The sequence below is a fragment of the Bradyrhizobium diazoefficiens genome (assembly GCF_016616885.1).
GTDB classification, from domain to species: Bacteria; Pseudomonadota; Alphaproteobacteria; order Rhizobiales; family Xanthobacteraceae; genus Bradyrhizobium; species Bradyrhizobium diazoefficiens_F.
On record NZ_CP067102.1, the window covers coordinates 4,766,958 to 4,792,496 of the forward strand.

A 25,539-nucleotide genomic window follows, 5' to 3' on the forward strand; every position below is an offset into this window, starting at 1 on the left:
CCAGCATGCGGCATCTTCGAACAGGAGACCCCCATGCGAATTGCCCATCTCGTTTTCGCCGGTGCTCTCGCGGCCAGCACCGCGCTGACCGCCCCGGCCGTCGCGAAGAATTCCGATGCCCAGAAGGGCGAGGACAAGGCGGCCTCGTCGTCCTGCAGCGCATACCAGCAGGCGGCCGACGGATCGTGGGAGCAGCTCCCCTGCAAGGAGACCGGCGAGCGCGCGCAGACGCAGACCCAGCACAAGCCGGTGACGCCAGGCGCCGATCAGGGCGGGCGCTAGGCCTACGAGCCACGCCCTCGACATGATCAAGGATGGAACCGGGCGGAGCTGACTTTGGTCAGCTGTGGGCGGGCCCGCGCATGATCTTCATGGCGTCGGCGATGTGGCGCCATTCCTTGGCCTCGTCGGCCTCGCCACGGCCCTCGCAGGCCAGCGCCTGCTCGGCAGCCTTCGCGATCGCCGCGAAACCGTGCCGTTCCAACATCTGCCGCGCGACGGTGTGGACCTGAACCTCGGACATCATGGGCGCTCTCCGGCTTGAGGAAACCGCGGCGCCCGGGTCGGCGCCCCGCAGGTCTCAGACAACGATTTGCCCGCAAATCCCGTTCCGCCCGCGGCCGATCACATCGGCCGATATTGAGCACCAGCAAAAATAAAATAGAGGCGGCCCGCTCTGCCCAGCGGACCGCCTTCTCACCCACCCCAAATGGGCCGTCCTCAGTCGCGTTCCCTACGCGACCGCCACACGCTTGCGCTCGAAATCGTTGGGCACCTCGATGTCGACCTCAAGGGTCGAGACATCGTCGCCGCGCTCGAGCCGGACGATGACCTTGGTCGGGTCCAGCGTGACGTGCTTGGACACGACAGCGAGAATTTCCTCACGCAGCACGCCGAGCAGATCGGGCTGGCCGCGCAGTCCGCGTTCATGGGCAAGCAGGATCTGCAGCCGTTCGCGAGCGACGGGTGCAGAGGCCTTGTTGCCGCGGAGAAGCCGGAGCAGACCCATGCTCATGCAGCCCTCCTTCGCAGCAGACGATCCATGAAGCCCTTGCGCTCGGTTGGTACCTGCATCGGCACGGTGTCGCCGCACAGCCGTCGCGCCGCGTCGATATAGGCCCGCGCGGGTGCGCCTTCCGCGTTCGACAGCGTTACCGGCGTGCCCACATTGGAGGCGCGCAGCACGTCCTGGCTCTCCGGGATGATGCCGAGCAGCGGCGTTGCGAGGATTTCCAGGATGTCGTCAATGGTCAGCATCTCGCCGCGCGCGGCGCGCGAGGGATCATAGCGGGTAATGAGAATGTGCTTCTCGACACGCTCGCCCTTCTCGGCCCGCACGGTCTTGGAATCGAGCATGCCGATGATACGGTCGGAATCGCGCACCGAGGAGACTTCCGGATTGGTGACGATGACGGCCTCGTCCGCAAAGCGCATCGCCATGGAGGCGCCGCGCTCAATGCCGGCCGGGCTGTCGCAGATCACCCAGTCGAAACGGCTGCGCAGGTCGTCGATGACCTTGCCGACGCCCTCTTCCGTCAGCGCGTCCTTGTCGCGGGTTTGTGAAGCCGGCAGCAGCCAGAGGTTCTCCAGCCGCTTGTCCTTGATCAGCGCCTGCGGCAGCTTGGCCACGCCCTGCACCACGTTGATGAGGTCGAACACCACGCGGCGTTCGGCGCCCATAACGAGGTCGAGGTTGCGCAAGCCGACGTCGAAATCGACGACCACGACCTTGTCGCCGCGTTGCGCGAGCGCAGCGCCCAGCGCGGCGGTCGTCGTGGTCTTGCCGACCCCGCCCTTGCCTGATGTCACGACCAGTACCTTACTCATCTGAAATGTCTCCTTTGCTGGTCAGTTCAGTGCTGTAATTCGCATGGTATTCCCCTGCAGCCAGGCCTGCGCCGGCTTGCCGCGCAAGGCAGCATCGATGTCGTCGGCGGTCTGATAAAATCCATCGATCGCAAGCAGTTCGGCCTCGATCTTCTGGCAATAGATGCGCGCGCTCGTGTGACCGTTCACGCCCGCCATGGCGCGGCCGCGGAGCGCGCCGTAGATGTGGATGGAACCGCCGGCAACGACCTCGGCGCCGGAGCCGACCGAGCCCAGAATGGTGACGTCGCCTTCGGGGAAGATCACGGTCTGGCCGGAGCGCACCGGGCTCTCGAGCAGCAGCGAGGTCGGCTTGGTCTCGACCTTCGCCTCCGGCTTCTTGGGCGCGGTCGGCTCGATCACGCAACTGCGCCCGCCCGAGAGCAGTGGCGGCATGGAAGGCGTCAGCCGCGCCTCCTCCACGCCCTCGATGCCGAGCACGCGGATGTTGCGGTCCTGCAGGCTGGTGAGGAGATGGCCGATGCCGGACTGGCTGAGGTCGACCGAGGACAGGTCGACCACCACGGGGCGGCCGGCGAAGAAGCCCGGCGAGCGCGCGATGGTGGTGTCGATCTCCTGGAGCCAGTCCTGAATCGGGACCGTCGGCACGAACACGAAGGCCACGTAGGAGCGCCCGCGCAGGCGCACCATCTGGCGTTGGACTTTTGCTACAGCCTCCATAGCGGCCGACTCGTTCCCCGTTATTGAATAGTTAACGATGCGGCTGATATGGTTAACGTCCGGTTAATTTCTCCGTGGGGTTACGTGGGGATCGGCCGGGCGGCAGGCGGTGGACGTGATATGGCCGCCCCAATCTCCCGTGTCGTCCTGGCGAAAGCCGGCTTTCGCCAGGACGGCGATGGGGAGGCATCGCGCAACTGCATCAACACTGTCATTGCGAGCGGAGCGAAGCAATCCAGGCTGCCTCTGCGGAAAGACTCTGGATTGCTTCGCTCTGCTCGCAATGACGGAGTGTAGGGCGACGAGGGGGCCCTACTTCTTCACCTTGCTCGCATCCATCTTGATGCTCGGGTCCAGCATCTTCGTCGAGAACGCCGTCGTCACGTCGAACGGCTTCTCCATGCCCAGATAAGTCTGGACCAGCTCGTAGTCCTTCTTCATCCGCTCGCCGTCGATCCAGCCGAGACCCTTGGTGGTCGTGAACTCGTCCGTCATCAGGTACTTGATGCGCTCCCATTGGCGTTCCTGGTTCTCCTTGTCGAGACCGGAGACCTGGTTGAGCAGCGCGTTCAGGCACGGCGCGACGTCGGCGACGCAGGCCGCGAAGGCCTTCTGCGAGATGCGCACGAACTCCTCGACCAGCTTCGGGTTCTTCTGGAGATAGGCGCCGTTGACGATCAGCGAATTGCCGTAGGGATTGAGGCCGATGTCTTTCCAATTGACGAAGCCGAGGTCCTGCCCGAACTCGATCACCTTGAGATCGTGCTCGTTGTAAAAGTCGCTGATGATGTCGACGGTGTGGCTCTTCAGCGCGGCGATCTTCGCGGTCGGCCCGATATTGACGAAGCTGACGGAGTCAGGCGCAAGCCCCGCGGCCTTGGCAAAGGCCGGCCACATCACGCGCGAGGCGTCGCCGGGCGGATTGCCGATCTTGTGGCCGGCAAAATCCTTCACGCCGTTCACGCCGTAACTCTTCAGCCAATAGAACGTCTGCCCGGTGTTGGCATAGATGCTCATCAGCGCCACGTCGTCGGCGCCCTTGCTCTTGGCGACCAGCATGGTGGCGAGATCGGCGATGCCGAAGGGCGAGCCGCCGGAGCCGACCTTGGCGGCGGAGACGCCGGAGCCCTTGCCGACCTCGATGGTCAGGTCGATGCCGGCCTTCTCGTACCAGCCCTGCGCCTTGGCGTAATAGAACGGCGAGTGGTCGGCCGTCGGCGTCCAGTTCAGGATCAAATTGACCGCCTCGCCCGCGCTCGCAGGCATTGCCGGCAAACCCAGCGTCAGAGCCACAAAAGCCGCCTGCAAACGCTTCATCGTCTGTCTCCCATTGCCGCGACGCGGCTTGTCGCTCTCCCCGTGTGAAGTTACCAATGCAACAAGTCCGTCCTCAACTTGTCAACTGTTTGGTTGGAAATGGCCGCAAGACGATCAGGCGACACCGTGCCGCAGCGCCGCGACCCCGTCGCCACCCGCAAGAAACTGCTCACCGCGGCGCGCCTGGAGTTCGCCCGGCACGGTTTTGCGGGCGCCCGCGTCGACGAGATCGCGGAGCGCGCCGGCGTCAACAAGCAGTTGGTCTACCACTACTTTGGCGACAAGGACGCGCTCTACCTCGCCGTGCTCGAATGGGTCTATGAGGACATCCGCGAGCAGGAGCGCAGGCTCAATCTCGAGGGTCTGCCGCCGGACAAGGCGATCCGCAAGCTGATCGAGGCCTCGTTCGATCACCTCGCGGAAAATCCTGATTTCATCGTGCTCTTGAACGACGAGAACCGCGGCGGCGCCCGCCACGTCCGCGGCTCGACGCGGCTGGAAGCCATGCATTCGCCGCTGGTGAAGAGCGTCTCGCACATCCTCCACGAAGGCGTGCGCGCCGGGATGTTCCGCAAGGGAATCGACCCGGTCCAGCTCTACATCTCCATCGCGGGCCTCAGCTATTTCTTCTTCTCTAACACGCCGACGCTGTCGGCGATCTTCGGCAAGGACCTGTCGAGCCGCACCGCCCAGCGCGCCCGCAGGCGGCATGTCGCCGATCTGGTGCTGCAGTCGCTCCGGCCGTAATCAACCAATTGGTTGAAACATGCCGCGGGGACGGTTAGGCTCAGCGTTGCGACAGTGAAGCCCAGGCAACAGGGAGCAGACGGTGGCAGGTGACGGAGCCAGCAGCCCGGCGCGCAGCTTTGCGATCATCCTGATCGTGCATTTGGCCGTGCTCGTACTCTGGCAGGTCGCAGTTGATGCCTTCCACGTCCCGAAATTCATCCTGCCCTCGCCGCTCGCGACAGTGCAGACGCTGGGAACCGCGAGCTATGCCTGGGGCGCCAACACCCTGGTGACCGCGATCGAGATCCTCGGCGGCTTTGCGCTCGGCGCCTTCGTCGGCGTGGCGCTTGCGGTGATCTTCAGCTGGGCGCCGCTCGTGAGCCTGGTGCTGCTGCCGCTGTTCGTCACGCTGAACATGATCCCGAAGGTCGCGCTCGGGCCGCTCTTCATCGTCTGGTTCTCCTACGGCATCCTGCCGAACATCCTGATCGCGTTCAGCATCTGTTTCTTCCCGATCCTGCTCACGACTGCCCGGGGCCTGCGCGAGGTCGAGCCGGATCTGCTCGATCTCGTCAAATCGCTGCGGGGATCGCGCTGGACGCTGTTCCGCAAGATCCAGCTGCCGGGGTCGCTGCCTTACGTGTTCTCCGGCATGAAGGTCGGCGCCATCCTCGCCGTCGCCGGCGCCATCGTCGGCGAGTTCATCGCCTCGGAGCGCGGGCTCGGCTACCTCATGATCCAGGTGCAGTCGTCGCTCGACACGCCCGCGATGGTGATGGCGGTGGTGCTGCTGACGCTGCTCGGCGTCACCCTCTATGGCCTGGTGCTCGCCCTCGAACGCATGTTCGTCGTGGGCGATGCAAGACAAACCTGAAAACGGCAGACTTAGCTGAAGGACCGATCCATGCTCCTCACCCGCCAGACGCTGCCGAAGGCGATCCCTGATATCGCAGCCCTCGACGATCTCCTCTGCCGGCCGACGCAGGCACTGATCGACGATCTCAGGAAGGTCGCGGGCGACATCATGATCCTCGGCGTCGGAGGCAAGATGGGGCCGACGCTGGCGGGGCTCGCCAAAGCCGCCGCCCCCGAACGCCGCGTCATCGGCGTCGCCCGCTTCAGCGACGCCAGCGTCAAGGACTGGCTGCATGCGCGCGGCGTCGAGACCATCAATTGCGACCTGCTGGATGAAGCCGCCATCAACGCGCTGCCGAAGGCGCCGAACATCGTCTTCATGGCCGGCCGCAAGTTCGGCGCCGAGGGCGATCTGTCGCTGACCTGGGCGATGAACGCGCATGTGCCGGCGCTGGTGGCGCAGGCCTTCCCGTCGTCGCGGATCGTGGCGTTCTCGACCGGTTGCGTCTATCCCTTCGTCCCCGTCGACGGCAAGGGCTCGACCGAGGACATGGCGCCGAACCCGCCCGGCGAATACGCCCAATCCTGCGTCGGCCGCGAGCGCATGTTCGAGTACTTTTCGCACAGGTTCTCGACGCCGGGCCGCCTGTTCCGGCTCAATTACGCGATCGACATGCGTTACGGCGTGCTGCACGATATCGCCACGAAGGTGCTCACAGGCACTCCGATCGATGTCAGCCTCGGCCATGTCAATTTCATCTGGCAGGGCGACGCGTCCGCGCAAGCGCTGCGATGCCTTGCCCATTGCACCGCGCCGACCTCGCCGATCAATGTCAGCGGCCACGAGATTCTGGCGGTGCGCGATCTCGCACAGAAATTCGGCGCCCGCTTCGGCCGCACGCCGGTGCTGACAGGCAGGGAGGAGCCGACGGCGTGGCTGACCGACACGTCGAAAGCCGTCGAGCTGTTCGGCCTGCCCGTCGTCGACACCGAGCAGCTGGTCGCTTGGACCGCCGACTGGGTCTCCCGCGCCATGCCGAGCCTCGGCAAGCCGACCAAATACGAGGTGCGCGATGGCCGATACTGAAGGGCCTCCCGTCATCAAGCTCGGCCTGGATGATGCCATGGCCGGGCTCGTACTCTCGACGGAAGCCCACTGGAACCAGACCGAGGAGGATTGGCGCGTCTTCCTGCGCGAGGGCGTCGTCTTCGGCATCCGCACCGGCGTGCTGCTGGTCGCGACGGCCGCGCTGCTGCCCTACTCCGGCAACAACGCCTGGATCAGCATGGTCCTGGTGACGGCGAGCCATCGCCGGCGCGGCCTCGCCACGCGGCTCGTCGACGCCTGCCTGGAAACCGCGCGCAAGAACGGCCTGACCAGCTGGCTCGACGCGACGCCGGACGGGGTTGCGGTCTACGGTCCGCTCGGCTTCACGCCGACGCTGCAATTGCGGCGGTTGAAGCTGACGAGGCCGACGCGGGCCGAAGGGCCACCATCGTCATCAGGGAGCATCGATGCGCTTCGCGCGCGCGACCGGCGCGCCACCGGGCTCGATCGCACCGCTCTCCTGTCCGCCTTCGCACGGCGCTCCGGCTCGCGCGTCGTCTCCGCGAACGGAGCCATCGCGCTGGTTCGCGACGGCCGGACCGCCCGCCACATCGGCCCGTTATACGCCGACAATGCCGCGGCAGCGCTGGCCCTGGTTCAAGCGATCGCGCGCTCCGAAACTGGCCCTCTCCTGCTCGACGCCGTCGCCCCGCAAGATGCGTTTCTCGAAGGATTGACTGCCTCGGGCTGGACCATCGAGCGGCCGTTCCAGCGCATGCGGTTCGGCCCCGCCACCGCCGTGGCTGAGGAAATGCCATTCGCCGTCGCCGGCCCCGAATTCGGATAGGACATCATGCACCACAGCCAGATCAACAGCGACGTCCGCAAGCTGATTGCCGAGGGCACTGTGCTGCCGGCGCATCCCCTCGCACTCACCGCCGAGCGCCAGCTCGACAAAACACATCAGCGCGCCCTGACGCGCTATTACATCGACGCCGGCTCCGGCGGCCTTGCCGTCGGCGTCCACACCACGCAATTCGCGATCCGCGATGTCGGCCTTTACCGCCCCGTGCTCGAGCTTGCCGCCGAGACCGCAGCACACTGGACCAGGCGTCCGCTGGCGATGATCGCGGGCCTAGCCGGGCCGACGAAGCAGGCAACGGCCGAAGCGCGCACCGCGCGCGACATCGGTTATCACGCAGCGCTCCTCAGCCTCGCCGCGATGAAGAGCGCGTCCGAGGACGAGATCATCGCGCATTGTACCGCTATCGCCGCCGAGATTCCGCTGGTCGGGTTCTACCTTCAGCCGGCGGTCGGCGGCGTCATCCTGTCGAGCCGGTTCTGGCAGCGCTTTGCCTCGATCGACAATGTCATCGCGATCAAGATCGCGCCGTTCAATCGCTACCGCACGCTTGACGTGCTGCGCGGGGTCGCGGCCGCCGGCGCGCTCGATCGCGTCGCGCTCTACACCGGCAATGACGATCACATCCTGCTCGACCTGACGCTGCCGTTCGACTTGCGCGACAAGGGCGTCACCACGCGCACCTACTTCAAAGGCGGCCTGCTCGGCCACTGGTCGGTCTGGACTGCGAGCGCCATCAAGCAGTTCGAACGCTGCAAGGCGGCGCGGCACAAGGACAGCGTGCCGGCCGATTTGCTCGCACTCGATGCCCGCGTCACCGATTGCAACAGCGCCTTCTTCGACGTCGTCAACAATTTTCACGGCTGCATCGCCGGCTGTCACGAAGTGCTGCGGCGCCAGGGCCTGATGCAAGGCCTGTGGTGCCTCGATCCGAACGAGGGCCTCAGCCCCGGCCAGAAGGACGAGATCGACCGCGTCACGCGCGAGCACGCCGACCTCAGCGATGATTCCTTCGTCGCGGCCAATTTAAGCAAATGGCTGGCATGAGCTCAACACCCTTCATCAGCTTGCAAGGCGTCCGGAAGGTCTATCGTAGCGGAGGCGCCGAATTTTTGGCTGTCTCCGACGTCACCATGGACGTGCAGGAAGGTGAGCTGGTCTCGCTGGTCGGCCCGTCCGGCTGCGGCAAGACCACGGTGATGAAGATTCTGGCCGGCCTGCACGGCGCCGACGGCGGCAAGGTGACGATCGGTAACGCCACCAGCCCGTTCGATCCGACCCGCGACATCGGCATGGTGTTCCAGCAGGCGCTGCTGCTGAAATGGCGCACCATCCTGGACAACGTGCTGCTGCCGGCCGAGATCGTCGGCCTGCCCATGAAGGCCGCGCGCGAGCGGGCGCGCGATCTGCTCAATCTGGTCGGGCTTGCCGGCTACGAGCAGAAATATCCACGAGAGCTGTCCGGCGGCATGCAGCAACGCACCGCAATCGCGCGCGCCTTCATCCACGATCCAAAACTGATCCTGATGGACGAGCCGTTCGGCGCGCTGGACGCGCTGACGCGCGAGCAGATGAATCTGGAGATGCTGCGGATCTGGCGCGAGAGCGGCAAGACCATCATCTTCATCACGCATTCGATCCAGGAGGCCGTGTTCCTGTCCTCGCATTGCGCGGTGCTGACAGCAGGACCGGCGAAGATGGCCGACTATTTCCCGATCGACCTGCCCTTCCCGCGCGACCTGCCGCTGAAGACCACGGATGCGTTCGGCGCCTATGCGCGGCGGATTTATGCGAAGCTGGGATTGGGTGCGACGTAAGCTACGCGCTTGGAACCTGTGGTGTGGGCAAAGCCTCACACAGCCTCCTCGTACACGCCCGCGATGAAGTCGCTGAAGGTCGGCGCGAGCGGCAGGACGTAGCCCCATGTGTCGGACATCGCGTCAGCGAGCGTCCACGGCTTCTCGTATTCGGCAATCTCGTGATCGATGAACCAGATTCGGCCGAAATGCGCCTTGTCGATCGTCACGCAGATCGGATTGCCGCCGTGATCGCTCATGATCCACAGGAGCTCATCGACGGTCGGCCATTGCGGCGTCTCACGCGTTCGCACCAGCGAGCATTCGTCGCGCCGCAAGCCCGTCGCGGCAACCGGGAAGCCGGCTCGAGGGAGAAAGGACGTTGCCTTAGAGCAGCTTCGCGCTCACGAACAGCGCGCGCACCGCGTTGGTCGCCTGGACCGCGAGCATGGCATTGCCGGCCGCACCCTCGAGCGCGGCGACGGCATCCTCATGCAGCGAGCGGAATTCCATCCACTCGACCGATTTGAAGTTGGTGAGGAATTGATAGGCCTGGCCGACGGTCGCGATCGCCAGCGTGTCACCGTTCAGCTTGATCTTGAACGTCGTGCGCAGCGGGGTCTCGGAGCTTGCTGGATCACTCATGGGCTGCTTCTGGACGACAACGGCTTAACGAAGGGAAAACGGCAGCCCCCGCCGCCTGGCGAATATCAGGAATCGGTGCTGGCGCGCTGCGAGGCGGTCGCCGATCCGCGCAGGCTCGGCACCACGACCAGGCGGTTGAACTCGCCATTGTCGTAGGCCTTGAGGAAGCGATCATAGTCCTTGATCGAGACGCAGCCGTTGGAATCGCCGCGCGGCCCGAGCATGTAGGTGTGGGTGAGCAGGCCAACGCGGCCGAGCGCGCTGGTGCCGTCAGTCGGCGTCATGCGCAGCGCCCGAACGCCGTGGAACAGTTTTTCGCGCGGCTTGAGGTCGTAGGTCGCAGGCGGGGTCGCGCCGACCATGCGCTGGTCGACATGTTCGGGGTCGTCCATCAGCGCGCCCATGCCCGAATGGGCCTCGATCGCGACGCCGCTCGGCAGATAGAGCGCCTTGGCCTTGATGTCATAGACCGCCGTCCGCGAATCGTAGCCCAGCGCGGCGAGATCCGGCGCCTTGCCGAACAGGCCGCTGTCGGGCGTCAGCGAGGCCAGCTTGATCTTGTCGGTGAATTTCTCGAAGAAGTTGCGGTTGTCGACCCTGGGGTTGGGATTGGTGTCGGCAAAGGCCTGGCTGGAGGCGATCTGGGCAGAGAGGTCCGCCTGGACCGGCCGCGAGCGCGGCATTGGAATGCCGTCGGCGCGCTGCGAGGGTCTCGCCTCTTCGGTTGCAGGCTGTTCGTTGTCGGCCAAAGTCGAACGCCACTCATCGCCCTGGAGCTTTTGGGCGAGCATCGCCTTGGCATCGCGCAGCTTGAGCTGGACCGCACTCAGGGCGGAGCGCTCCAGCGTCCGCAGGCCGAACTCACGGGCGGGCGGGTTGCTGGACAGCGAGGCGAAACGGTCGTCGAACGAGGGAGAATTGGCCGGCGGCCGCGCGGCGGTGACCAACGGGGTGGAATCGCCGATATCCGCGACCCACGCGGCGGCGCCCAGCGCCAGCGCGATGGCAGCCATAGATAGCAGTATCGCCTCGGCTCGCCCAACTCGGCGGCGCGACAACAGCCTCTCGGCGCTTGCGCGGTCGGAAACCATCAGATCCCCAAAACGACCCCGGGGGACCCAACCCCCACCCGGAGACTCTATACCAGCTACCACATTGGGAGCCAAAAGTTAGGCATAATCGCGGCCGGCAAGCCCCCCTGAGGTATCCAATGACCGATCCTTTCAATCTAGAGCGCTTCCTCAGGGCCCAGGACCCGGTTTTTCGCGACGTGCTGGGGGAGCTGGCCCGCGGCCGGAAGCAGACTCACTGGATGTGGTTCGTCTTCCCGCAGGTCGCGGGCCTCGGCTTCAGCGCCATGTCGCAGCGCTACGCCATCGGCTCGCGGGCGGAAGCCGAGGCCTACCTCGCCCACCCCGTGCTCGGCCCGCGCCTGATCGAATGCACCCGCCTCGTGCTTGCCGTCGACGGGCGGACCATCAACGCGATCCTCGGCGCGCCTGACGATTCCAAATTCCGTTCGTCGATGACGCTGTTCGGTGCGGTGTCCAACGAGCCTGTTTTCGACGAGGCGCTCGCCAAATATTTCACCGGCGAGCACGACGGCGCGACGCTGGAGATCCTGTCGAATCTCGAACGAAAGGCCAACTGACTGCGACAACCGCGGCTGCCAGCGTAAACCCGCGATTAATACGCTCCCCGTATTTTTCGGAGAATATCTTTTTCCCCGCGCCAATTGCCGGACAGATCATGAAAATCGGTACGCTGCTGACCACCGCCATTGTCTCGCTCTCGACCGTCGGCGGCGGCCTCGCCGTCTACGTCGCCGTCACGAAATACCAGACGATGGAGCGGATCAGCGAGGCGCAAGGGCGGCTCGCCATCGTCCGCGCCGTCAGCGACATCCCGCGCTATCTCAACCCCGAGCGCGGCTTCGCCACCAACATCCTGTACGGACCAGCGACCGTCGACCCGGCGCAGCTTTCCGAGCACGACAAGCTGCGCAAGCAGACCGACGGCGCGCACGACAAGATGAACGCAGTACGCAAGGAGCTGTCCGGCTCCTTCGACGACGGCACCACCATCGGCAGCCACATCGACGGCCTCAATGCGAAGTTCACCGCGTTGCGCGAGGCCGTCGACAAGGCGATCGCCGGACCGGCGGAAGCACGCAAGGACGCCGCAAGGAAGATCGTCGCCGACAATGCCGTGCTCAATGCCGGTGTCACCGCGCTGCTCAACGAGCAGGTCCGCCGCATGGCCATCCTCAACGGCGATGCCTACCGCCAGGCCAGCTATGCCAACGTCGCGATGACATTGCGCGACGTCGGCGGCTTCAACTCCAGCCTGCACAAGAATCTCGTCGGGGGCAAGAAACCCGCGACCGACGCGGAGAAGGCCGACATCAGCCGCTCCCAGGGCCGCAACGACCAGATCGTGATGACGCTCCAGGAATTGCGCGGCAATCCGACAACGCCGGCAAACGTCGCCGCGGCGCTAGAGAAGTTCAACGCGATCTATATCGAGGAGTTCGGCCGCGAACTCAAGCTGGTGAAGGACGGCGCGATCAGCGGCAAATACGAACATGACATGGAGACCTATTACGCCTCGACGCAGCGCGGCCTCAGCACCATCATCGACGTCCGCGATGCCTTCTACGACAACGCCGAGCAGATCCTCTCCGGCGCGTCGGCCGCCGCGCGTACCAGCTTCACGATCGCACTCGCGGGCCTCCTCGCCGTGCTGATCGCCAGCGTCGGCCTCATCGTGATGATCCGCCGCCGCGTCTGCGCTCCGATCGTCAGCCTGACGACCCGGATGTCGCGGCTCGCCGACGGCGAGGTTGCAGAAGACATCCCCGGCGCCGAACGCTCCGACGAGATCGGGGCGATGGCCGCCGCCGTCCAGGTGTTCAAGGACAACATGATCCGGGCCGACCGGCTCGCCGCCGAAAAGCAGGCCGAGAACGACGGCAAGATGCGCCGCGCCCAGGCACTCGACGGGCTCACGCGCGCGTTCGAAGCCAAGGTCACCGAACTGGTCGGCGGCCTCTCCCGCGCCTCCTCCACCATGGAAACCACGGCGCAATCGATGACCTCGACGGCGTCCCAGACCAACAGCCAGGCCGCGGTCGTCGCCGCCGCCTCCGAGCAGACCTCGACCAACGTGCAGACGGTCGCCAGCGCGACCGAAGAGCTGACGTCATCGATCGCCGAGATCGGCCGTCAGGTCGCCCAATCGACCGAGATCGCAGCACGCGCCGTCGATAATGCCCGCCGCACCGGCGACACCGCCCGCACGCTCGCCGAGGGCGCGCAGAAGATCGGCGACGTCGTCACGCTGATCCAGAGCATCGCCGAGCAGACCAACCTGCTGGCGCTCAACGCCACCATCGAGGCCGCCCGTGCCGGCGATGCCGGCCGCGGCTTTGCCGTGGTCGCGTCCGAAGTGAAGTCGCTCGCCGGCCAGACCGCCAAGGCGACCACCGAAATCTCCGAGCAGATCACGGCGATCCAGTCCGCGAGCGACGAGACCGTCACTGCGATCCGCAACGTCGCTGACGTCATTGCCGAGATCGACCAGATTGGCACCGCGATAGCGGCCGCGATCGAGCAACAGGGTTCGGCGACAAGGGAGATCTCCCGCAGCGTCCAGGAGGCCGCCCGCGGCACCCAGGAGGTCAACACCAACATATCCGGCGTGCAGCGCGCCGCCGACGACACCGGTGCGGCCGCGAGGGAAGTGCTGGGCGCGGCCGAACAGCTCTCGACGCAGTCACGCGACCTGGCCGGTCAGTTCGACCGCTTCCTCGGCGAAGTCAGGGCGGCGTAGGCCGCAAGCGTCTAATACGGCGGCGGCTTGCGCGCGCGCTGCGTCTTGGCGGCTTCGATCCACCACAAGAGGTCGTCGGCGAAGCGCGGGAACGAGCGTTCCAGTGCCTTGCCGCCTTCGCCCATCGGCTCGCTTTCGGCTGACAATGTCTGGGCGATCGGCCCGACGCCGATGGTGCTAGAGATCACCACCATGCCCATTTCCGACAGAGTGCCGTGCCACGCGGTGGAGGCGCGCGCGCCGGACAGGCGGCCGGCGGAATAGCTCACGATCGCGGCCGGCCGCCAGAACCATTCTTCCAGGAAGTGGTCAGTGAGGTTCTTCAAGCCGGGCTGAATGCCCCAGTTATATTCGCCGGTGACGAAGACGAAGCCGTCGGCCCCGCGGATCTGTCCGGCCAGCTTCTCCAGCGCCTCGGGCGCGGTCCCCTTGGGATATTCCTTGTACATGCGGTCGAGCATCGGCAGGCCGATCGCCTTGGCGTCGATGAACTCGACCTCTTCGCCGCGACTGCGCAGGCGATCGATGACGAAATTCGCAAGGCGGATGCCCATGCGGTCGGACCGATAGGAACCGTAGAGGACGAGGATGCGATTGCTCATGGCCGGCACGTTAGCACGAAACGGCGGGGACGCCCCCAACCGATTTGCCGCGCTATCGTTTTCGCCCGAATTCCAGCGTTTGCGACGGCGTCTCGCCGAACTGGTCGCGATAGCTGCGGGAGAAATCGCTGAGATGCCAGAAGCCGAACGCGAGCGCGACGGCCTTGACGCTGTCGGCACCGGCAAGCAGCCGCTGGCGCACCAGCCAGAGCCGACGCAGGCGCAAATAGCGGTGCAGGCTCATGCCGCGATAGCGGCGCACGACGTCGTGCAAGGTTCGGACGGACAGGCCGAGCTTGCGCGCGATCTCCTCGCTGTAGATCGGCTGCGACAGGTCGTCGGACAACAGCGCGCGGACGTCCTGGAAGATCTTGAAGTTCCTCTCGTCATTGGGGCGCAAGGTCCAGCGAACCGAGACGACGCTTTCGAGGGCGTCGTCAACTGCACCCAGCAGGGACTCCTTCATGGCCGCAGCCTTGAACGGCATCTCCGCCGCGCCGATGGGCTCTGCCGCCGCGGCCAGCACCTCGCGAACCACGCTGCGCAGCCGGTTCAAGCCCGCCGCGGTTGTTTCAAAAATCTTGAAGCTCAGGGCCGCTCGCGGCCATCCGCGATCCGTCACCTCCGGCCTGAACACCACCGAGGCGATTTGCCGCTGCACTTCCTCGATGGTGGTGTAAGCCGCGCCGCTGCTGCCGATGACGATGACCGGACGGACGCGCTGCGAGCCGTTGAAGCGAATGGGCACGTCGAGGTTGTCCATCGTGAACCCGATCGCGGTGCAATTCTCGATGAGCTGCGCGTCGACCACCCGCGGAAACGCGCGCGTCAAATTCACGTCGCAGCCGGGCAGCGACAGAATGGTCTGCTCAGCCGAAATCCTCCGTACAAAAGGCGTGAATTCGAAATTCAGGCCTCGTATGGCATTTCGAAATTCATCGACGTCGGAAAACCGAAATATCTTTAGCGCCAACCCGGGCGCATCATCATTGCTGTTCATGACAAATGAAAACCACGTCGGAAAACGACGCGCGTCCGGCGATAGCGCCGATCCGAATTTCTCCCCTTTCGGTTGCCCCGTTAGACCGGAAGAATCGTCTAACTCCACGCGATCAGTTGGCGAGGATCCCCTTCAAAGGACAAGCCGCCGCATCAAGCCTCGCCAAATTTCGATATCGTTTCCAGCTGCGACAGCGGTGCATTCATACCTGGACGCCCGAGATCTAAATTTCAAATTAACGCCTCTGGGGCGGAATGAAGGGCGTTGATTGGTCAAAATTTATTTGAGTACAGGCCCCTGCCATGATGGCAAATTCGCCTGCTGATATTCTGGTCGAGCTCGAACAGGCGGTCGCAACGTGTCCGCCTGACCGTTGCGGTCGCATCCTCTCCGGTATTGTGCAGTTGCTCACGGGCAGCGGCGACCGATCTCAGGAATTGCTCTCGGGTGTCGTCGATGGCGTTTTGCTGCGCCTGACGGAACGGGTCGAAGTCCGCGCACTGACCCAGCTCAGCGCCACACTTGCCGCCCTTACGATGGCTCCCCCCGAGACATTGCGGCGTCTCGCCTCCCACGACGATCCCGACGTGGCGTGTCCCGTCCTACTCAAATCGCAGGCACTCTCCGCAGCCGACCTTGCGGTGATCGCGGCTTCATGCGGCGAGCCGCAGCAACGCGCGATCGCCACCCGCAACTGCGTCGAGCCTGATGTGACCGAGGCGCTGATCAAGCGTGGTGGCTCGATCTGTCTTGAGTTGATCAAGAACCCAGGAACCAAATTTTCCGAGGCGGCTTATGCCGCGCTGATCACCAGGGCGGAGCAAGACGACGAGATTGCGAAGGCACTGGCGCTCCGACCCGGCACACCCGACCTGGTCGTGCGGAGATTGCTCTCGGCCTCACCCGGCAAGACAGCCGCGGCCAAGCCCAGCGCGTCCTCCGTTCCTTCCGCACAGGCCGCGGCGCCGACTCCGCCAAAGCCGCCCTCCTCGACCGACTATGCGAGCGCAAGGCCGGAGATCGTCGCGCTCAACCGCATCGGCAAGCTCAACGATTCCACGGTGAACCGCTTCGCGATCCGCGGCGAGACGGCCAATCTGTTCACGGCGCTGTCGGTGCTGTCCGGGGCTCCGATCGAGATCGTCGAGCACGTCATGACCGACGACGATTGCGAGGGCCTGGTCATGGCCTGCCGGGCGTCGCGCCTGAACTGGGCGACCACGCTCGCGATCCTGTGCAATCGCAGCGGTACGCGGCTCTCCTTCGCCGAACGCGAACGCGCGCAACACATCTTCGAGACGCTTCTTTTGTCGACCAGCCAATGGACGGTGCGCTGGGGGGAAATCGCAGCAGGCGCCAACACAAGCGATCAGGGAAATCGCGGCGCGAAAATGGGGGTTAGCCGATGAGGTTCGACGGTCGCAAGGCGCTACGCGTACGGATGGATCACAAGCAGGCTGTCAATCTGATGGGCTCGGACGGCACCTGGCGGCGCAGCTGCGTGCTGCTCGACGTGTCGCAGACCGGCGCCAAGATCGAGGTCGAAGGCACGCTCGACGTCCTCCAGGCCAAGGAGTTCTTCATGCTGCTGTCGTCGACAGGCCTCGCCTACCGGCGCTGCGAGCTGGTCTGGATCGACGGCACCATGGCCGGCGTGCACTTCATCAACGCGGGCAGCAAGAGGAAATCGGCGAGCGCGAAGGTGGGCGCCGCGCAGACCAAGTAGAAGGCGCTGGTCATATCCTTCAAGGAGGTCGCACTCTCACGCTGAGCGCGCGCTAAACCAGCGGGCGGATCATGACATCACGGGTGCGCCTAGTGCGTCGCCCGGTATTTGATGTGGCGCGGGATCGAGCGGCCGGCCAGTCCTTCGGCGAGCAGCTTCATGTCCTCACGCCGGCCACTGCAGACCAGCCTGCTGAACTCTTCAGGAGTAAAAGGAAGACTGGGATCATCATCATCGATCGGACGCCGCATCCGCGGACCGAAGAACCGTCGAACCAGGCTAGCCAGCCGCCGCATGTCAATTTCCTCGCGCCAGCAACAAACCCTTGAGTCCGAGTATTGTTCCTCCTGCACGATTGAGATTGCAAGGGGCCGTAACGAGTCCGCACGAAAAATTTCGTGAGGGAATAATCTCCTCCCGCCTCTCCGTGTCAGTCGGCAAAACCGACGTAGCGGACGAACGCGTCATTGCCCTCGCGATCCGAACGCACGGCGTTCGCGGCAAAGTTGTCGTCGGGATAGCCAATCGCGACGCAGGTCATGATGACCTCGTCCTCGGGAATCTGTGCGACCTCGCGCACGATGTCGGAGCGCATGATGCCCTGCCCGTTGATCACCGAGCCGAGCCCGTGGTCCCAGGCTGCCAGCACGATGCCGTAGCAGAGTGCGCCGAGATCGAAATGGCAAACGGCGCCGGGATCGAGCACGCGGTCATAGGTCAGCACCAGCGAAACCGGCGCGTCGAACTGGCGGAAGCCGCGCAGCACCCAGTCCTGCCGCATCGGCTTGTCGTCGCGCGCAATCCCCATCGCGCTGAACAGCTTCTTGGCGATGTCGACCTGGCGGGTGCGATGCACGCCCTGGTACTCGCCATGGCTGATAATGTCGCGCCTGACCTTGGCGCCGCCGACCATCTCCTCCATGTTGCGGCAGCGCAGCTCTCCCAGCGGGCTGCCTGTCAGCACATGAACATGCCAGGGCTGGGTGTTCATCGACGACGGTGCGCGCTTGGCGCTGTCGATGATCGCCTCGACCACGGCGCGCGGCACCGGCTGCTGCTTGAAACCGCGCACGCTGCGGCGCGACTGGACCAGCGCTTCGAATTCCACCTCAAGGCCTCCCTGCCCGTTCATTCATCTCTACGACGTCTGCAACACGTCGCCGGTTGCCGATGCGGCGCGCGAAATCTATGCTAACGGCCAAGCAAGACCAAGAACCCCGTGAGGACCCGATCATGCCCGCACCGCTCGATCCCGTCATCGCCCAGATCATTCCGCTGCTGCCGCTGCGCGATCCCATGACGATGACGCCACAGAGCGCCCGCGATTCCTTGCGCGCACTGGCTGCCTCGCGCGCGGCCGTGCCGCCGCCGTCCGTCGATACTGTGCAGGATATCAAGGTGAAGGGGGGCGCGGGCCCGCTCGATGCGCGCGTCTATCGCGTTGGCAGCGCGCCCGCGCCCAGTGTTGTGTTCTTTCACGGCGGCGGCTGGGTCGCGGGCGACCTCGAGACCCACGACCGGCAGGCGCGCAATCTTGCGATCGAGACCGGCGCGGTGGTGGTCTCCGTCGACTATCGCCGCCCGCCGGAAACACGTTTTCCCGGCGCCTTCGAGGACGCCTTCACGGCTGCGAGAGACGTGTTCAACCGCGTCGCGGAATTTGGCGGTGATGCAAAGCGTCTTGGTGTTGCCGGTGACAGCGCCGGCGGCAATCTCGCCGCCGCGACCGCGATCGCCTGCCGCGATGCCGGCATCAAGCTCGCCGCCCAGCTCCTGGTCTATCCCGTGACCGACGTCGTGGGCGGCTATGCCGACGCGCGCGAGAACGCGCGCTTTCCATCGCGCGCCGAGAATGCCGAAGGCTACTTCCTCTCGCGTGCCGTCATGGAATGGTTCGCCGGCCATTATCTCGCGGATGCCGGTCACGCCACCGACTGGCGGGTCTCGCCGCTGCGTGCCGCCTCGCTCGCAGGCCTTGCGCCCGCGGTCGTGACCACCGCCTGGTTCGATCCGCTGCGTGACGAAGGCGCAGCCTATGCGCGGGCGCTGGAGGCCGCCGGCGTGCGGGTAAAGCATCATGAGGGCGCCGGCCTGATCCACGGCTATTTCGGCCTCGGGGACGCCTCCGAGGTCGCCCGTGCCGAAGCGCAGCGTGCACGCGCCGACTTCAAGGCGTTGCTCACGCACGGGGTCTAGAGACCCGGGCGGACAAAAATCCGCAGTCGGTCGTGCCTCGGCCCCGATCCTGCTTGATTGCGCCACGATTCCGGGCTCCAATCCGCACACCATCTTTTGGTTTAGGGAGACACCCATGATGAAGCGAATTTTCCTGGCTGCGATCGTTGCCACCTTTGCAGCGGGCTCGGCCCTTGCAGACGACACCTGCGAGAGCAAGGCGGTCGGCAAGGACGGCAAGGCGCTCGCCGGCGCAGCCAAGACCTCGTTCATGAAGAAGTGCAAGGAAGACGCCTGCACGCCCAAGGCCGTTGGCTCCGACGGCAAGCCGCTCGCCGGCGCTGCCAAGAACAGCTTTATGAAGAAGTGCGAGATGGGCGCCTGATCGCTGCGAATTCGTTGCTTCTTTAGCGAGCAACGCTCCACAAACTCCGTCATGGCCGGGCTTGTCGAGGACAAGCCCAGGCATGACGACAAAGGCCGCCTCCTCGCGCAGCACGCCCAAACCAAATCATCTGATGACATCACAACCCTAGACAGAAGCCGTCGGCTGACGGATCATGGAATGCTGAGCGAATTGGGGCGCATCGATTAGTTTTTCCAGGAAAGGGACGTCAAGATGTGGCAACTTCGAGTGCGTAACCAGATCATGGCGACAGTGAGCTTGCTCTTTGCGCTGCTCATCAGTTTTGACGTCGCGAATGCAAGGGGCCCCGGTCTGCCCAACGTCATGGTTCTCGCGACCGGTGGCACGATCGCCGGCACCGGGGCGAGCAGCACGACCGTGGTCGGTTATACAGCAGCGACGGTGGGCATCGAGACCCTCCTGAACGCCGTCCCCGAACTGAAGACGGTGGCCAACGTCAAAGGCGAGCAGGTTTTCCAGATCGCCAGCGAGAACATGAACAATGACTACTGGCTGAAGCTTGCCAAGCGCGTCAACACGCTCCTCGCGCAGGACGACGTCGACGGGATCGTGATCACGCACGGCACCGATACGATCGAGGAAACCAGCTATTTCCTGGACCTGGTGGTCAAGAGCCGGAAGCCTGTCGTCATCGTCGGCGCGATGCGGCCATCGACCGCGATCAGCGCGGACGGCCCGATCAACCTCTTCAATGCCGTGATCCTCGCAGGCAGTGAAGAAGCCGTCGGCAAGGGCGTGCTCGTCGCTCTCAACGATCAGATCAACGCTGCGCGCGAGGTCACCAAGAACAACACCTCGACGGCTGACACCTTCCGCACGCCCGAACTCGGCTTTCTCGGCTACATGCAGGGCAACAAGCCGTACTTCTATCGCCAATCGACGCGCCGGCACACCGCGGACTCCGAATTCGACGTCTCTAACCTCGATACCCTGCCGCAAGTCGATATCGTCTACGGCTACGCCAACATGAACCGGGTCGCGGTCGACGCTTTTGTCGCCGCCGGCGCCAAGGGGATCGTGCATGCCGGCGTGGGCGATGGCAGTCTGGCCCGGCCCGCGGTCGAGCCGGCTCTCGACGAGGCCCACAAGAAGGGTGTCGCGATCGTTCGCAGCAGCCGTGTCGGCAACGGTATCGTCGCGCGCAATGGCGAAGCCAAGGACGACGAACACGACTTCATCGTCTCGGATACGCTCAATCCGCAAAAGGCGCGCATCTTGCTGATGCTGGCGCTGACCAAGACGACCGACAGCAAGGAGATCCAGCGGATGTTCTACACTTACTAGACGACCGATTCCGTGAACTTGGCAGTGATGGAACGGGAGGCATGTTCGTGGATTCCTCGTTTGCGATTGACTGAACGAGGAGTTTCACCATGGCAGGATGGCGGCAAGCGGTCGAGTTGGCGATGACCGATGAGGAGATTGAAAGGTTGACGGCTGTTTCGCGGTCGAGGACCGAACCGGCGAGCCGGGTGTCGCGGGCCGCGATGCTGCTTGCCTACCGTGAGAACCCGTCGTTCTTTGCGGTGGGACAAGGACTTGGCGCTCATCATCAGACGGTCCAGCGCTGCGTCGAGCGGGCGATGGCTGATGGTGCATTGGCGGCGCTCGACGACCGCCCGCGACCGGGCAAGGAGCCGGTGATCACGCCGGAGGCCAAGGCTTGGCTGGTGTCTTTGGCGTGCGACAAGGCCAAGGACCATGGCTATCCGCATGAGATGTGGACGACGCGACTGCTGGCACGCCATGCGCGCGAGCACGGCCCGCGGGCCGGGCATGCGTGTTTGGCCAGATTGGTCCAGGGCACGGTGTGCAAGATACTCGGCAAAGAGGAAATCAAGCCACACAAGGTGCGTTACTATCTTGAAAACCGCGACGCCGAGTTCGAGCAGAAGATGGCGGAGGTGCTGTGCATCTATCGCGAGGTCCAGATTTTGAAAAAGGCCGCTGCCAAGTCGAAGAAATCGGGCAAGCCGGTGACGATCGTCTCCTACGACGAAAAGCCGGGGATCCAGGCCATTGCGACAACGGCGCCGGATCTGCCGCCCGTGCCAGGCGTCTATCCGGCCTTTGCGCGGGATCATGAGTACAAACGCCATGGCACGCTCAGCTTGTTGGCCGGGATCGATTTGCTGACCGGGAAGGTCCACGCCCTCGTGAAGGACCGCCACCGCAGCCGAGAGTTCATCGAATTCCTCAAGCTTCTCGATGCCGCCTATCCGGCCAGGACCGCGATCAAGTTGATCTTGGACATTCATTCGGCACACATCTCGAAAGAAACCAGGGCCTGGCTCGAGACACGACCGGCAGGCCGCTTCGAATTTACGTTCACGCCCAAGCACGGCTCCTGGCTCAACCTCATCGAAGGCTTCTTCTCCAAGTTCGCCCGTTCGGTCCTGCGTCACATCCGGGTGACCTCCAAGCACGAGCTTAAGGAGCGCATCATCTCGGGAATTGACGACGTCAATCGCCATCCTGTCGTCCACACCTGGTCCTACAAACTCGCCGAGGCCGCTTGATATGATTCAAACCAAGAAAACGCTGACCTAGAGCAACGTGCTGTCGCCCTACTCCCGCCTAAAGCGGTAGTCGAACGCGGCGCCGAGCGGCTTGATCAGGCCGACGGTCGGCGCCGGAAAATGAATCGGCAGGATCAGCGTGTCGGTGTCGGCGACGGAAGCGAAGAACTTCCGCCGCGACACCGCCGACTGTTTTGCATCCCAATCGGGCTTCGCCGACCAGTCCGGCTCGCGACACTGGATCTGGTGATGCATGAGGTCGCCGGCGACCACCGCGCGCTGCCCCTTCGAGAAGATGTTCACGCAGCAATGGCAGGGCGAATGCCCCGGCGTCAGCGTCAACGTCACGGTATCGTCCAGCGCATAGTCGTCGTCGACCAGCAGCGCCTGCCCCGCCTCGACGATCGGCAGGCAATTGTCGCGAAACACCGTGCCGGGCGGGTTGTTACCCCTGGCATTCTCGGCTTCCCAGGCCGCGTACTCGCCTTTGTGAAAGACGTATTTCGCGTTCGGAAATGTCGGCACCCAGCGGCCGTGGCGCAAGGTGGTGTTCCAGCCGGTATGGTCGATGTGCAGATGCGTACAGAAGACGTAGTCGATCTGCTCGAAGCCGATATCCAGCGCGAACAGTTCGTTGCGCCAGCGCTCCTTGCCGGGAAAATCGAACGGCGGCGGATGGCCCTTGTCCTCGCCGGTGCAGGTGTCAACCAGAATGGTGTAACGCGGCGTGCGCACGACAAACGTCTGATAGGTGATAACCATCATGCCGCGCGCGGCGTCGAACACCTCCGGCTCCATCGTCGGCAGATGGTGCCTGAACACGCCGTCGTCATACGCCGGGAAAAAATCTTGCGGCCGCCGCCACGGCCCTTCCCGCTCGATCACCGCATCGATGGTGATGTCGCCGACCCTCAGCTGCTTCACGCGCCCCTCCCCCGATTTTTCTCAAGCCTAACGAACGGGTTCGCAGCGTTCAAGGCGCGAGAGCGCAGGCCTGCACTGCCGCGTTCCCTTCAGTCGCGCAACGGAGACTGAATTGGACCCTTGCGACAGAGATCGCGTAGCGACGCAGACGCGTCGCCCAAGCGTCATACGCGCGTCGTCGGCCGCACTCGATAATCCACGTGTCATTCCAGGTGAAATGCGCACAGATTGTGCAGCAAAAAAACACGGGGCAGCCACGTGGATAAGAAAAGCCTTCTCTCCCTGATATCGTCGCTCTCGCTCGCGGCATCGCTGGCCGGCACTGTCGTGCCTGCGTACGCCGATGAGGACGGCAACGGCCGTGACCGCGGTTCCGACAACACGCACGACCAGGATCACGGCAGGCATCACGGACATCGCTCACCGCCGGTGGTTCTCATCTCGCTCGACGGCGCAAAGCCCGACTTCATCCGGCAATTTATCCAGGAAGGCGTGCTGCCGCGCGACGGCGGCCTGGCGCGGCTGAGCCGCCACGGCGCGATTGCCGTGCAGAACATCACAGCCTCGCCGTCGCTCACCGCGGTGTCGCATATCGAAATCGCCACCGGCTCGACCGCGGTCCACAACGACATCCCCTCCAACACCTTCCAGGCGATCGTCGGGCCGAGCACCTCGAGCCTCAGCGGCTTCGCCGCGCCGATCGGCGGCTATCGCGAGAGCCCGCTCGGGCCGACGCCGCGGCCGACGGCCTTGCCGTTGTGGGTGCAATTGCGCCAACAGGGCAAGAAAGTCGTCACCGCGACCTGGCCGGGCGGCGACGGCGCCGACATCTCGATCAACGGCACCGTGGTGCAACCGGCCCAGCCGATCCGCGTCACCGACTACACCGTGCCGTTCGGCGCATTCGGCGGCCTCGGCGCCCAGGGCTTTTCGCTCACCCAGACCGACTTCGCCCCGGATCCGGCCGTGGCCACGGCGCTACAGGCAGCCGGCCGCTTCTCGTTCAGCCCGGTGCTGGCGACGGCGAACCCGATCGAGAGCTTCTCATGTGCATCGGCCTCGACCGCGACCTGCACCAGCGCGGCGACGCTCGACCTCAAATATACGATCCGGGTGGCCGCACTCGACACCACCAACGACAACAAGGTGAACTACGACACGCTGGTGTTCTTCGACGCCACGCGCGGCATCACGGCAGGACCGTTCGCGCCGCCGGCGACGGGACCGGCCTACGTCAAATTCGGCGGCGAGAATGCGCCGTTCTTCTTCGACGGCAGCGGCGCCAAGGTCGGTGCGGCCTATTTCGTCTCGCAGCTCGCGCCTGATCTGTCAGTGGTGCGCTTCGCCCGCTACGGCGCGAACTTCATTCCGCGCAACGCGCCGGTGCTGGCCGATGTCGACGACATCAACAACAGCATCGGGTTCTGGCGTCCGCAGGCCGATTTCCGCATTCCGGAGCGGCTGAGCCCGGGCTTCACCAATTTCCCCGACGTCGAGATCGAGGCGATGTACGAGGACATGGTCAAGACCTTCGTGCGCTACCAGGCCGAGATCGGCGAGCGCGCGATCCAGAACCATCCGGACGCCGACCTCGTGATGGTCTATATCGAGCAGCCCGACGGCTCCGAGCATCAGTTCCTGCTCACCGATCCTCGCCAGGGCACCAACCCGAAGGACCCGAACTCGATCGGCGCTGGCCAGGATCCCGCAAAGGTCGCCCGCTACGCCTCCTATATCCGTTTCGCCTATCAGACCGCGGACAAGGCGGTGAAGCGGATCGCTGATGCGGCAGGTCCGGACAGCAACGTCATCGTCGTGTCCGACCACGGCTTTGCGCCGTTCCACACCTCGGTCAGCATGACCAACATCCTGAAGAATGCCGGCATCGACACCACCAAGGTGGCGATCCGCACCTCGGGTCCCGCGGCCAACATCTACATCAATCTCCAGCAGCGCGAGCAAGGCGGCACCGTCGATCCCGCAACCTACCAGGCACTGCTGGCGCAGATCACCGCCGCCGTGCAGAATACGGTCGACCCGAACCCGAAATTCAACGGCTCGCTCGAGAACGGGAAGATCTTCACGGTGGTCGAGACTCGTCCGGCCCAATGCGAAGCAGGGCTTGGGCAGTGCACCAGCAAAACCATCGGCCAGGATTTTGGCGATGTGTTCGCGCTGATGGCCCCGGGCTACAATTTCGACGGCATCCAAAACCCCGGCGTCGCCCGCCTCGGCGATGCGCCGTTCAACGTGGCTACGACCGCATTGTCGATGCCCAACTTCTACGGTGCCCACGGCCACGATCCCAAGCTGCCGGTGATGAGTGCGACCTTCATCGCCTCCGGCCCCGGGATCCGCGACAACACCACGATCCGCCGCATGCGCAATCTCGACGTGGCCCCGACCATCATGCAGATCCTGGGCGTCCGGCCGCACGGGGTCGATGGCGAAGTACTGAACGAGATCTTGCGGTAGAGACGACGGCGACAACGGATAGGCGCCGATCGGCGCCTATCACCAGCTTGCGTCCTCAGTC

29 protein-coding genes are annotated in these 25,539 nt (G+C 64.5%); 16 read left to right on the forward strand and 13 right to left on the reverse strand.

Going from position 1 to position 25,539, the window contains the following annotated elements; all coding sequences use genetic code 11:
* Positions 1-33: 33 nt before the first annotated feature.
* Positions 34-282, forward strand: a complete 249-nt coding sequence (locus JJC00_RS22325) for a hypothetical protein (protein ID WP_200468095.1) — start codon at positions 34-36, stop codon at positions 280-282.
* A 58-nt stretch (positions 283-340) separates the two neighbouring features.
* On the opposite strand, the gene JJC00_RS22330 is transcribed toward JJC00_RS22325, so the two are convergent.
* The 5 genes from JJC00_RS22330 to JJC00_RS22350 form a co-directional block, all read right to left on the reverse strand.
* Positions 341-526, reverse strand: a complete 186-nt coding sequence (locus JJC00_RS22330) for a hypothetical protein (RefSeq protein ID WP_200468096.1) — start codon at positions 524-526, stop codon at positions 341-343.
* Positions 527-733: 207 nt separating this feature from the next.
* On the reverse strand, positions 734-1,015 hold the full coding sequence (gene minE, locus JJC00_RS22335; RefSeq protein ID WP_200468097.1) for a cell division topological specificity factor MinE: 282 nt from the start codon (positions 1,013-1,015) through the stop codon (positions 734-736).
* Positions 1,012-1,827 carry a septum site-determining protein MinD gene (gene minD / locus JJC00_RS22340; protein ID WP_200468098.1) on the reverse strand — a complete coding sequence of 272 codons (816 nt, stop codon included), beginning with the start codon at positions 1,825-1,827 and terminating at the stop codon, positions 1,012-1,014. Before minD ends, minE begins: the two co-directional genes overlap by 4 nt.
* Positions 1,828-1,848: 21 nt before the next feature.
* Entirely contained in the window at positions 1,849-2,547 is a 699-nt protein-coding gene (minC, locus tag JJC00_RS22345) for a septum site-determining protein MinC (protein ID WP_200468099.1), read from the reverse strand.
* Between the two features lie 312 nt (positions 2,548-2,859).
* The gene (locus JJC00_RS22350) at positions 2,860-3,864 is read right to left on the reverse strand and encodes an ABC transporter substrate-binding protein (RefSeq protein WP_200468100.1); all 1,005 of its coding nucleotides are present in this window, start codon (positions 3,862-3,864) and stop codon (positions 2,860-2,862) included.
* A 99-nt stretch (positions 3,865-3,963) separates the two neighbouring features.
* Between JJC00_RS22350 and JJC00_RS22355 the strand changes: the two genes are divergently transcribed.
* From JJC00_RS22355 to JJC00_RS22380, 6 genes are all read left to right on the forward strand, one after another.
* Entirely contained in the window at positions 3,964-4,611 is a 648-nt protein-coding gene (locus tag JJC00_RS22355) for a TetR/AcrR family transcriptional regulator (protein ID WP_200468101.1), read from the forward strand.
* Positions 4,612-4,693: 82 nt separating this feature from the next.
* Positions 4,694-5,467, forward strand: a complete 774-nt coding sequence (locus JJC00_RS22360) for an ABC transporter permease (protein ID WP_200468102.1) — start codon at positions 4,694-4,696, stop codon at positions 5,465-5,467.
* Positions 5,468-5,497: 30 nt separating this feature from the next.
* A complete protein-coding gene (locus JJC00_RS22365) occupies positions 5,498-6,535 on the forward strand; it encodes an NAD-dependent epimerase/dehydratase family protein (RefSeq protein WP_200468103.1) in 1,038 nt (345 codons plus the stop codon).
* Positions 6,522-7,343 (forward strand): GNAT family N-acetyltransferase, encoded by an 822-nt coding sequence (locus tag JJC00_RS22370; RefSeq protein WP_200468104.1) that lies wholly within the window; start codon positions 6,522-6,524, stop codon positions 7,341-7,343. The genes JJC00_RS22365 and JJC00_RS22370 overlap by 14 nt, the downstream gene beginning before the upstream one ends.
* A 6-nt stretch (positions 7,344-7,349) precedes the next feature.
* Positions 7,350-8,405 carry a dihydrodipicolinate synthase family protein gene (locus JJC00_RS22375; protein ID WP_200468105.1) on the forward strand — a complete coding sequence of 352 codons (1,056 nt, stop codon included), beginning with the start codon at positions 7,350-7,352 and terminating at the stop codon, positions 8,403-8,405.
* Positions 8,393-9,175 (forward strand): ABC transporter ATP-binding protein, encoded by a 783-nt coding sequence (locus JJC00_RS22380; protein ID WP_200468106.1) that lies wholly within the window; start codon positions 8,393-8,395, stop codon positions 9,173-9,175. The genes JJC00_RS22375 and JJC00_RS22380 overlap by 13 nt, the downstream gene beginning before the upstream one ends.
* A gap of 35 nt (positions 9,176-9,210) precedes the next feature.
* Here the strand turns inward: JJC00_RS22380 and JJC00_RS22385 are convergent, their stop codons facing one another.
* The 3 genes from JJC00_RS22385 to JJC00_RS22395 all read right to left on the reverse strand — a co-directional run bounded on the left by JJC00_RS22385 (position 9,211) and on the right by JJC00_RS22395 (position 10,821).
* Positions 9,211-9,492, reverse strand: a complete 282-nt coding sequence (locus JJC00_RS22385; protein ID WP_200468107.1) for an SMI1/KNR4 family protein — start codon at positions 9,490-9,492, stop codon at positions 9,211-9,213.
* A gap of 49 nt (positions 9,493-9,541) precedes the next feature.
* Positions 9,542-9,799, reverse strand: a complete 258-nt coding sequence (locus tag JJC00_RS22390) for a hypothetical protein (protein WP_018644685.1) — start codon at positions 9,797-9,799, stop codon at positions 9,542-9,544.
* Positions 9,800-9,864: 65 nt separating this feature from the next.
* Positions 9,865-10,821 (reverse strand): DUF2778 domain-containing protein, encoded by a 957-nt coding sequence (locus JJC00_RS22395; protein ID WP_246774281.1) that lies wholly within the window; start codon positions 10,819-10,821, stop codon positions 9,865-9,867.
* Between the two features lie 188 nt (positions 10,822-11,009).
* Between JJC00_RS22395 and JJC00_RS22400 the strand changes: the two genes are divergently transcribed.
* Complete coding sequence (locus JJC00_RS22400; RefSeq protein WP_200468109.1) at positions 11,010-11,450, forward strand: DUF1810 domain-containing protein; 441 nt, start codon at positions 11,010-11,012, stop codon at positions 11,448-11,450.
* A 98-nt stretch (positions 11,451-11,548) separates the two neighbouring features.
* Complete coding sequence (locus JJC00_RS22405) at positions 11,549-13,630, forward strand: methyl-accepting chemotaxis protein (RefSeq protein ID WP_200468110.1); 2,082 nt, start codon at positions 11,549-11,551, stop codon at positions 13,628-13,630.
* A gap of 11 nt (positions 13,631-13,641) precedes the next feature.
* On the opposite strand, the gene JJC00_RS22410 is transcribed toward JJC00_RS22405, so the two are convergent.
* Together JJC00_RS22410 and JJC00_RS22415 are read right to left on the reverse strand one after the other, a co-directional pair.
* Positions 13,642-14,232: an NADPH-dependent FMN reductase gene (locus JJC00_RS22410; RefSeq protein ID WP_200468111.1), complete on the reverse strand. Its 591-nt coding sequence runs from the start codon at positions 14,230-14,232 to the stop codon at positions 13,642-13,644.
* A 52-nt stretch (positions 14,233-14,284) separates the two neighbouring features.
* Positions 14,285-15,232 carry an AraC family transcriptional regulator gene (locus JJC00_RS22415; RefSeq protein ID WP_200468112.1) on the reverse strand — a complete coding sequence of 316 codons (948 nt, stop codon included), beginning with the start codon at positions 15,230-15,232 and terminating at the stop codon, positions 14,285-14,287.
* Between the two features lie 302 nt (positions 15,233-15,534).
* On the opposite strand from JJC00_RS22415, the gene JJC00_RS22420 reads away from it, so the two are divergent.
* Together JJC00_RS22420 and JJC00_RS22425 are read left to right on the forward strand one after the other, a co-directional pair.
* On the forward strand, positions 15,535-16,641 hold the full coding sequence (locus tag JJC00_RS22420; protein WP_200468113.1) for a DUF2336 domain-containing protein: 1,107 nt from the start codon (positions 15,535-15,537) through the stop codon (positions 16,639-16,641).
* Complete coding sequence (locus tag JJC00_RS22425) at positions 16,638-16,958, forward strand: PilZ domain-containing protein (protein ID WP_200468114.1); 321 nt, start codon at positions 16,638-16,640, stop codon at positions 16,956-16,958. The genes JJC00_RS22420 and JJC00_RS22425 overlap by 4 nt, the downstream gene beginning before the upstream one ends.
* 89 nt (positions 16,959-17,047) lie before the next feature.
* Here the strand turns inward: JJC00_RS22425 and JJC00_RS22430 are convergent, their stop codons facing one another.
* Both JJC00_RS22430 and JJC00_RS22435 read right to left on the reverse strand, forming a co-directional pair.
* Entirely contained in the window at positions 17,048-17,254 is a 207-nt protein-coding gene (locus tag JJC00_RS22430) for a hypothetical protein (RefSeq protein ID WP_200468115.1), read from the reverse strand.
* Between the two features lie 134 nt (positions 17,255-17,388).
* Positions 17,389-18,066, reverse strand: a complete 678-nt coding sequence (locus JJC00_RS22435) for a nitroreductase (RefSeq protein WP_200468116.1) — start codon at positions 18,064-18,066, stop codon at positions 17,389-17,391.
* Positions 18,067-18,191: 125 nt separating this feature from the next.
* Here JJC00_RS22435 and JJC00_RS22440 point away from each other — a divergent pair, with 125 nt between their 5' ends.
* The 4 genes from JJC00_RS22440 (at position 18,192) to JJC00_RS22455 (ending at position 22,079) form a co-directional block, all read left to right on the forward strand.
* Positions 18,192-19,154, forward strand: coding sequence for an alpha/beta hydrolase (locus tag JJC00_RS22440; protein ID WP_200468117.1), 963 nt, complete (start codon positions 18,192-18,194; stop codon positions 19,152-19,154).
* Positions 19,155-19,269: 115 nt separating this feature from the next.
* The gene (locus JJC00_RS22445; protein WP_128952136.1) at positions 19,270-19,518 is read left to right on the forward strand and encodes a hypothetical protein; all 249 of its coding nucleotides are present in this window, start codon (positions 19,270-19,272) and stop codon (positions 19,516-19,518) included.
* Between the two features lie 234 nt (positions 19,519-19,752).
* Complete coding sequence (locus tag JJC00_RS22450; protein WP_200468118.1) at positions 19,753-20,844, forward strand: type II asparaginase; 1,092 nt, start codon at positions 19,753-19,755, stop codon at positions 20,842-20,844.
* Positions 20,845-20,933: 89 nt separating this feature from the next.
* Positions 20,934-22,079: an IS630 family transposase gene (locus JJC00_RS22455; protein WP_200468119.1), complete on the forward strand. Its 1,146-nt coding sequence runs from the start codon at positions 20,934-20,936 to the stop codon at positions 22,077-22,079.
* 48 nt (positions 22,080-22,127) lie between these two features.
* Here JJC00_RS22455 and JJC00_RS22460 read toward each other — a convergent pair whose 3' ends face one another.
* A complete protein-coding gene (locus tag JJC00_RS22460; protein ID WP_200468120.1) occupies positions 22,128-23,003 on the reverse strand; it encodes an MBL fold metallo-hydrolase in 876 nt (291 codons plus the stop codon).
* 258 nt (positions 23,004-23,261) lie between these two features.
* Between JJC00_RS22460 and JJC00_RS22465 the strand changes: the two genes are divergently transcribed.
* Positions 23,262-25,478 carry an alkaline phosphatase family protein gene (locus tag JJC00_RS22465; protein WP_200468121.1) on the forward strand — a complete coding sequence of 739 codons (2,217 nt, stop codon included), beginning with the start codon at positions 23,262-23,264 and terminating at the stop codon, positions 25,476-25,478.
* Positions 25,479-25,539: the final 61 nt, after the last annotated feature.

Excerpts from the sequence above, each read along its gene's own strand:
- JJC00_RS22415 (WP_200468112.1), bottom strand. The coding sequence starts at position 15,232 with ATGAACAGCAATGATGATGCGCCCGGGTTGGCGCTAAAGATATTTCGG.
- JJC00_RS22380 (WP_200468106.1), top strand. The coding sequence starts at position 8,393 with ATGGCTGGCATGAGCTCAACACCCTTCATCAGCTTGCAAGGCGTCCGG.
- JJC00_RS22355 (WP_200468101.1), top strand. The coding sequence starts at position 3,964 with ATGGCCGCAAGACGATCAGGCGACACCGTGCCGCAGCGCCGCGACCCC.
- JJC00_RS22365 (WP_200468103.1), top strand. The coding sequence starts at position 5,498 with ATGCTCCTCACCCGCCAGACGCTGCCGAAGGCGATCCCTGATATCGCA.
- JJC00_RS22405 (WP_200468110.1), top strand. The coding sequence starts at position 11,549 with ATGAAAATCGGTACGCTGCTGACCACCGCCATTGTCTCGCTCTCGACC.
- JJC00_RS22450 (WP_200468118.1), top strand. The coding sequence starts at position 19,753 with ATGTGGCAACTTCGAGTGCGTAACCAGATCATGGCGACAGTGAGCTTG.
- JJC00_RS22350 (WP_200468100.1), bottom strand. The coding sequence starts at position 3,864 with ATGAAGCGTTTGCAGGCGGCTTTTGTGGCTCTGACGCTGGGTTTGCCG.
- JJC00_RS22400 (WP_200468109.1), top strand. The coding sequence starts at position 11,010 with ATGACCGATCCTTTCAATCTAGAGCGCTTCCTCAGGGCCCAGGACCCG.
- JJC00_RS22455 (WP_200468119.1), top strand. The coding sequence starts at position 20,934 with ATGGCAGGATGGCGGCAAGCGGTCGAGTTGGCGATGACCGATGAGGAG.
- JJC00_RS22325 (WP_200468095.1), top strand. The coding sequence starts at position 34 with ATGCGAATTGCCCATCTCGTTTTCGCCGGTGCTCTCGCGGCCAGCACC.
- minD (WP_200468098.1), bottom strand. The coding sequence starts at position 1,827 with ATGAGTAAGGTACTGGTCGTGACATCAGGCAAGGGCGGGGTCGGCAAG.
- JJC00_RS22375 (WP_200468105.1), top strand. The coding sequence starts at position 7,350 with ATGCACCACAGCCAGATCAACAGCGACGTCCGCAAGCTGATTGCCGAG.
- JJC00_RS22430 (WP_200468115.1), bottom strand. The coding sequence starts at position 17,254 with ATGCGGCGGCTGGCTAGCCTGGTTCGACGGTTCTTCGGTCCGCGGATG.
- JJC00_RS22425 (WP_200468114.1), top strand. The coding sequence starts at position 16,638 with ATGAGGTTCGACGGTCGCAAGGCGCTACGCGTACGGATGGATCACAAG.
- JJC00_RS22390 (WP_018644685.1), bottom strand. The coding sequence starts at position 9,799 with ATGAGTGATCCAGCAAGCTCCGAGACCCCGCTGCGCACGACGTTCAAG.
- JJC00_RS22445 (WP_128952136.1), top strand. The coding sequence starts at position 19,270 with ATGATGAAGCGAATTTTCCTGGCTGCGATCGTTGCCACCTTTGCAGCG.
- JJC00_RS22440 (WP_200468117.1), top strand. The coding sequence starts at position 18,192 with ATGCCCGCACCGCTCGATCCCGTCATCGCCCAGATCATTCCGCTGCTG.
- JJC00_RS22420 (WP_200468113.1), top strand. The coding sequence starts at position 15,535 with ATGATGGCAAATTCGCCTGCTGATATTCTGGTCGAGCTCGAACAGGCG.
- JJC00_RS22370 (WP_200468104.1), top strand. The coding sequence starts at position 6,522 with ATGGCCGATACTGAAGGGCCTCCCGTCATCAAGCTCGGCCTGGATGAT.
- JJC00_RS22410 (WP_200468111.1), bottom strand. The coding sequence starts at position 14,232 with ATGAGCAATCGCATCCTCGTCCTCTACGGTTCCTATCGGTCCGACCGC.
- minE (WP_200468097.1), bottom strand. The coding sequence starts at position 1,015 with ATGAGCATGGGTCTGCTCCGGCTTCTCCGCGGCAACAAGGCCTCTGCA.
- minC (WP_200468099.1), bottom strand. The coding sequence starts at position 2,547 with ATGGAGGCTGTAGCAAAAGTCCAACGCCAGATGGTGCGCCTGCGCGGG.
- JJC00_RS22330 (WP_200468096.1), bottom strand. The coding sequence starts at position 526 with ATGATGTCCGAGGTTCAGGTCCACACCGTCGCGCGGCAGATGTTGGAA.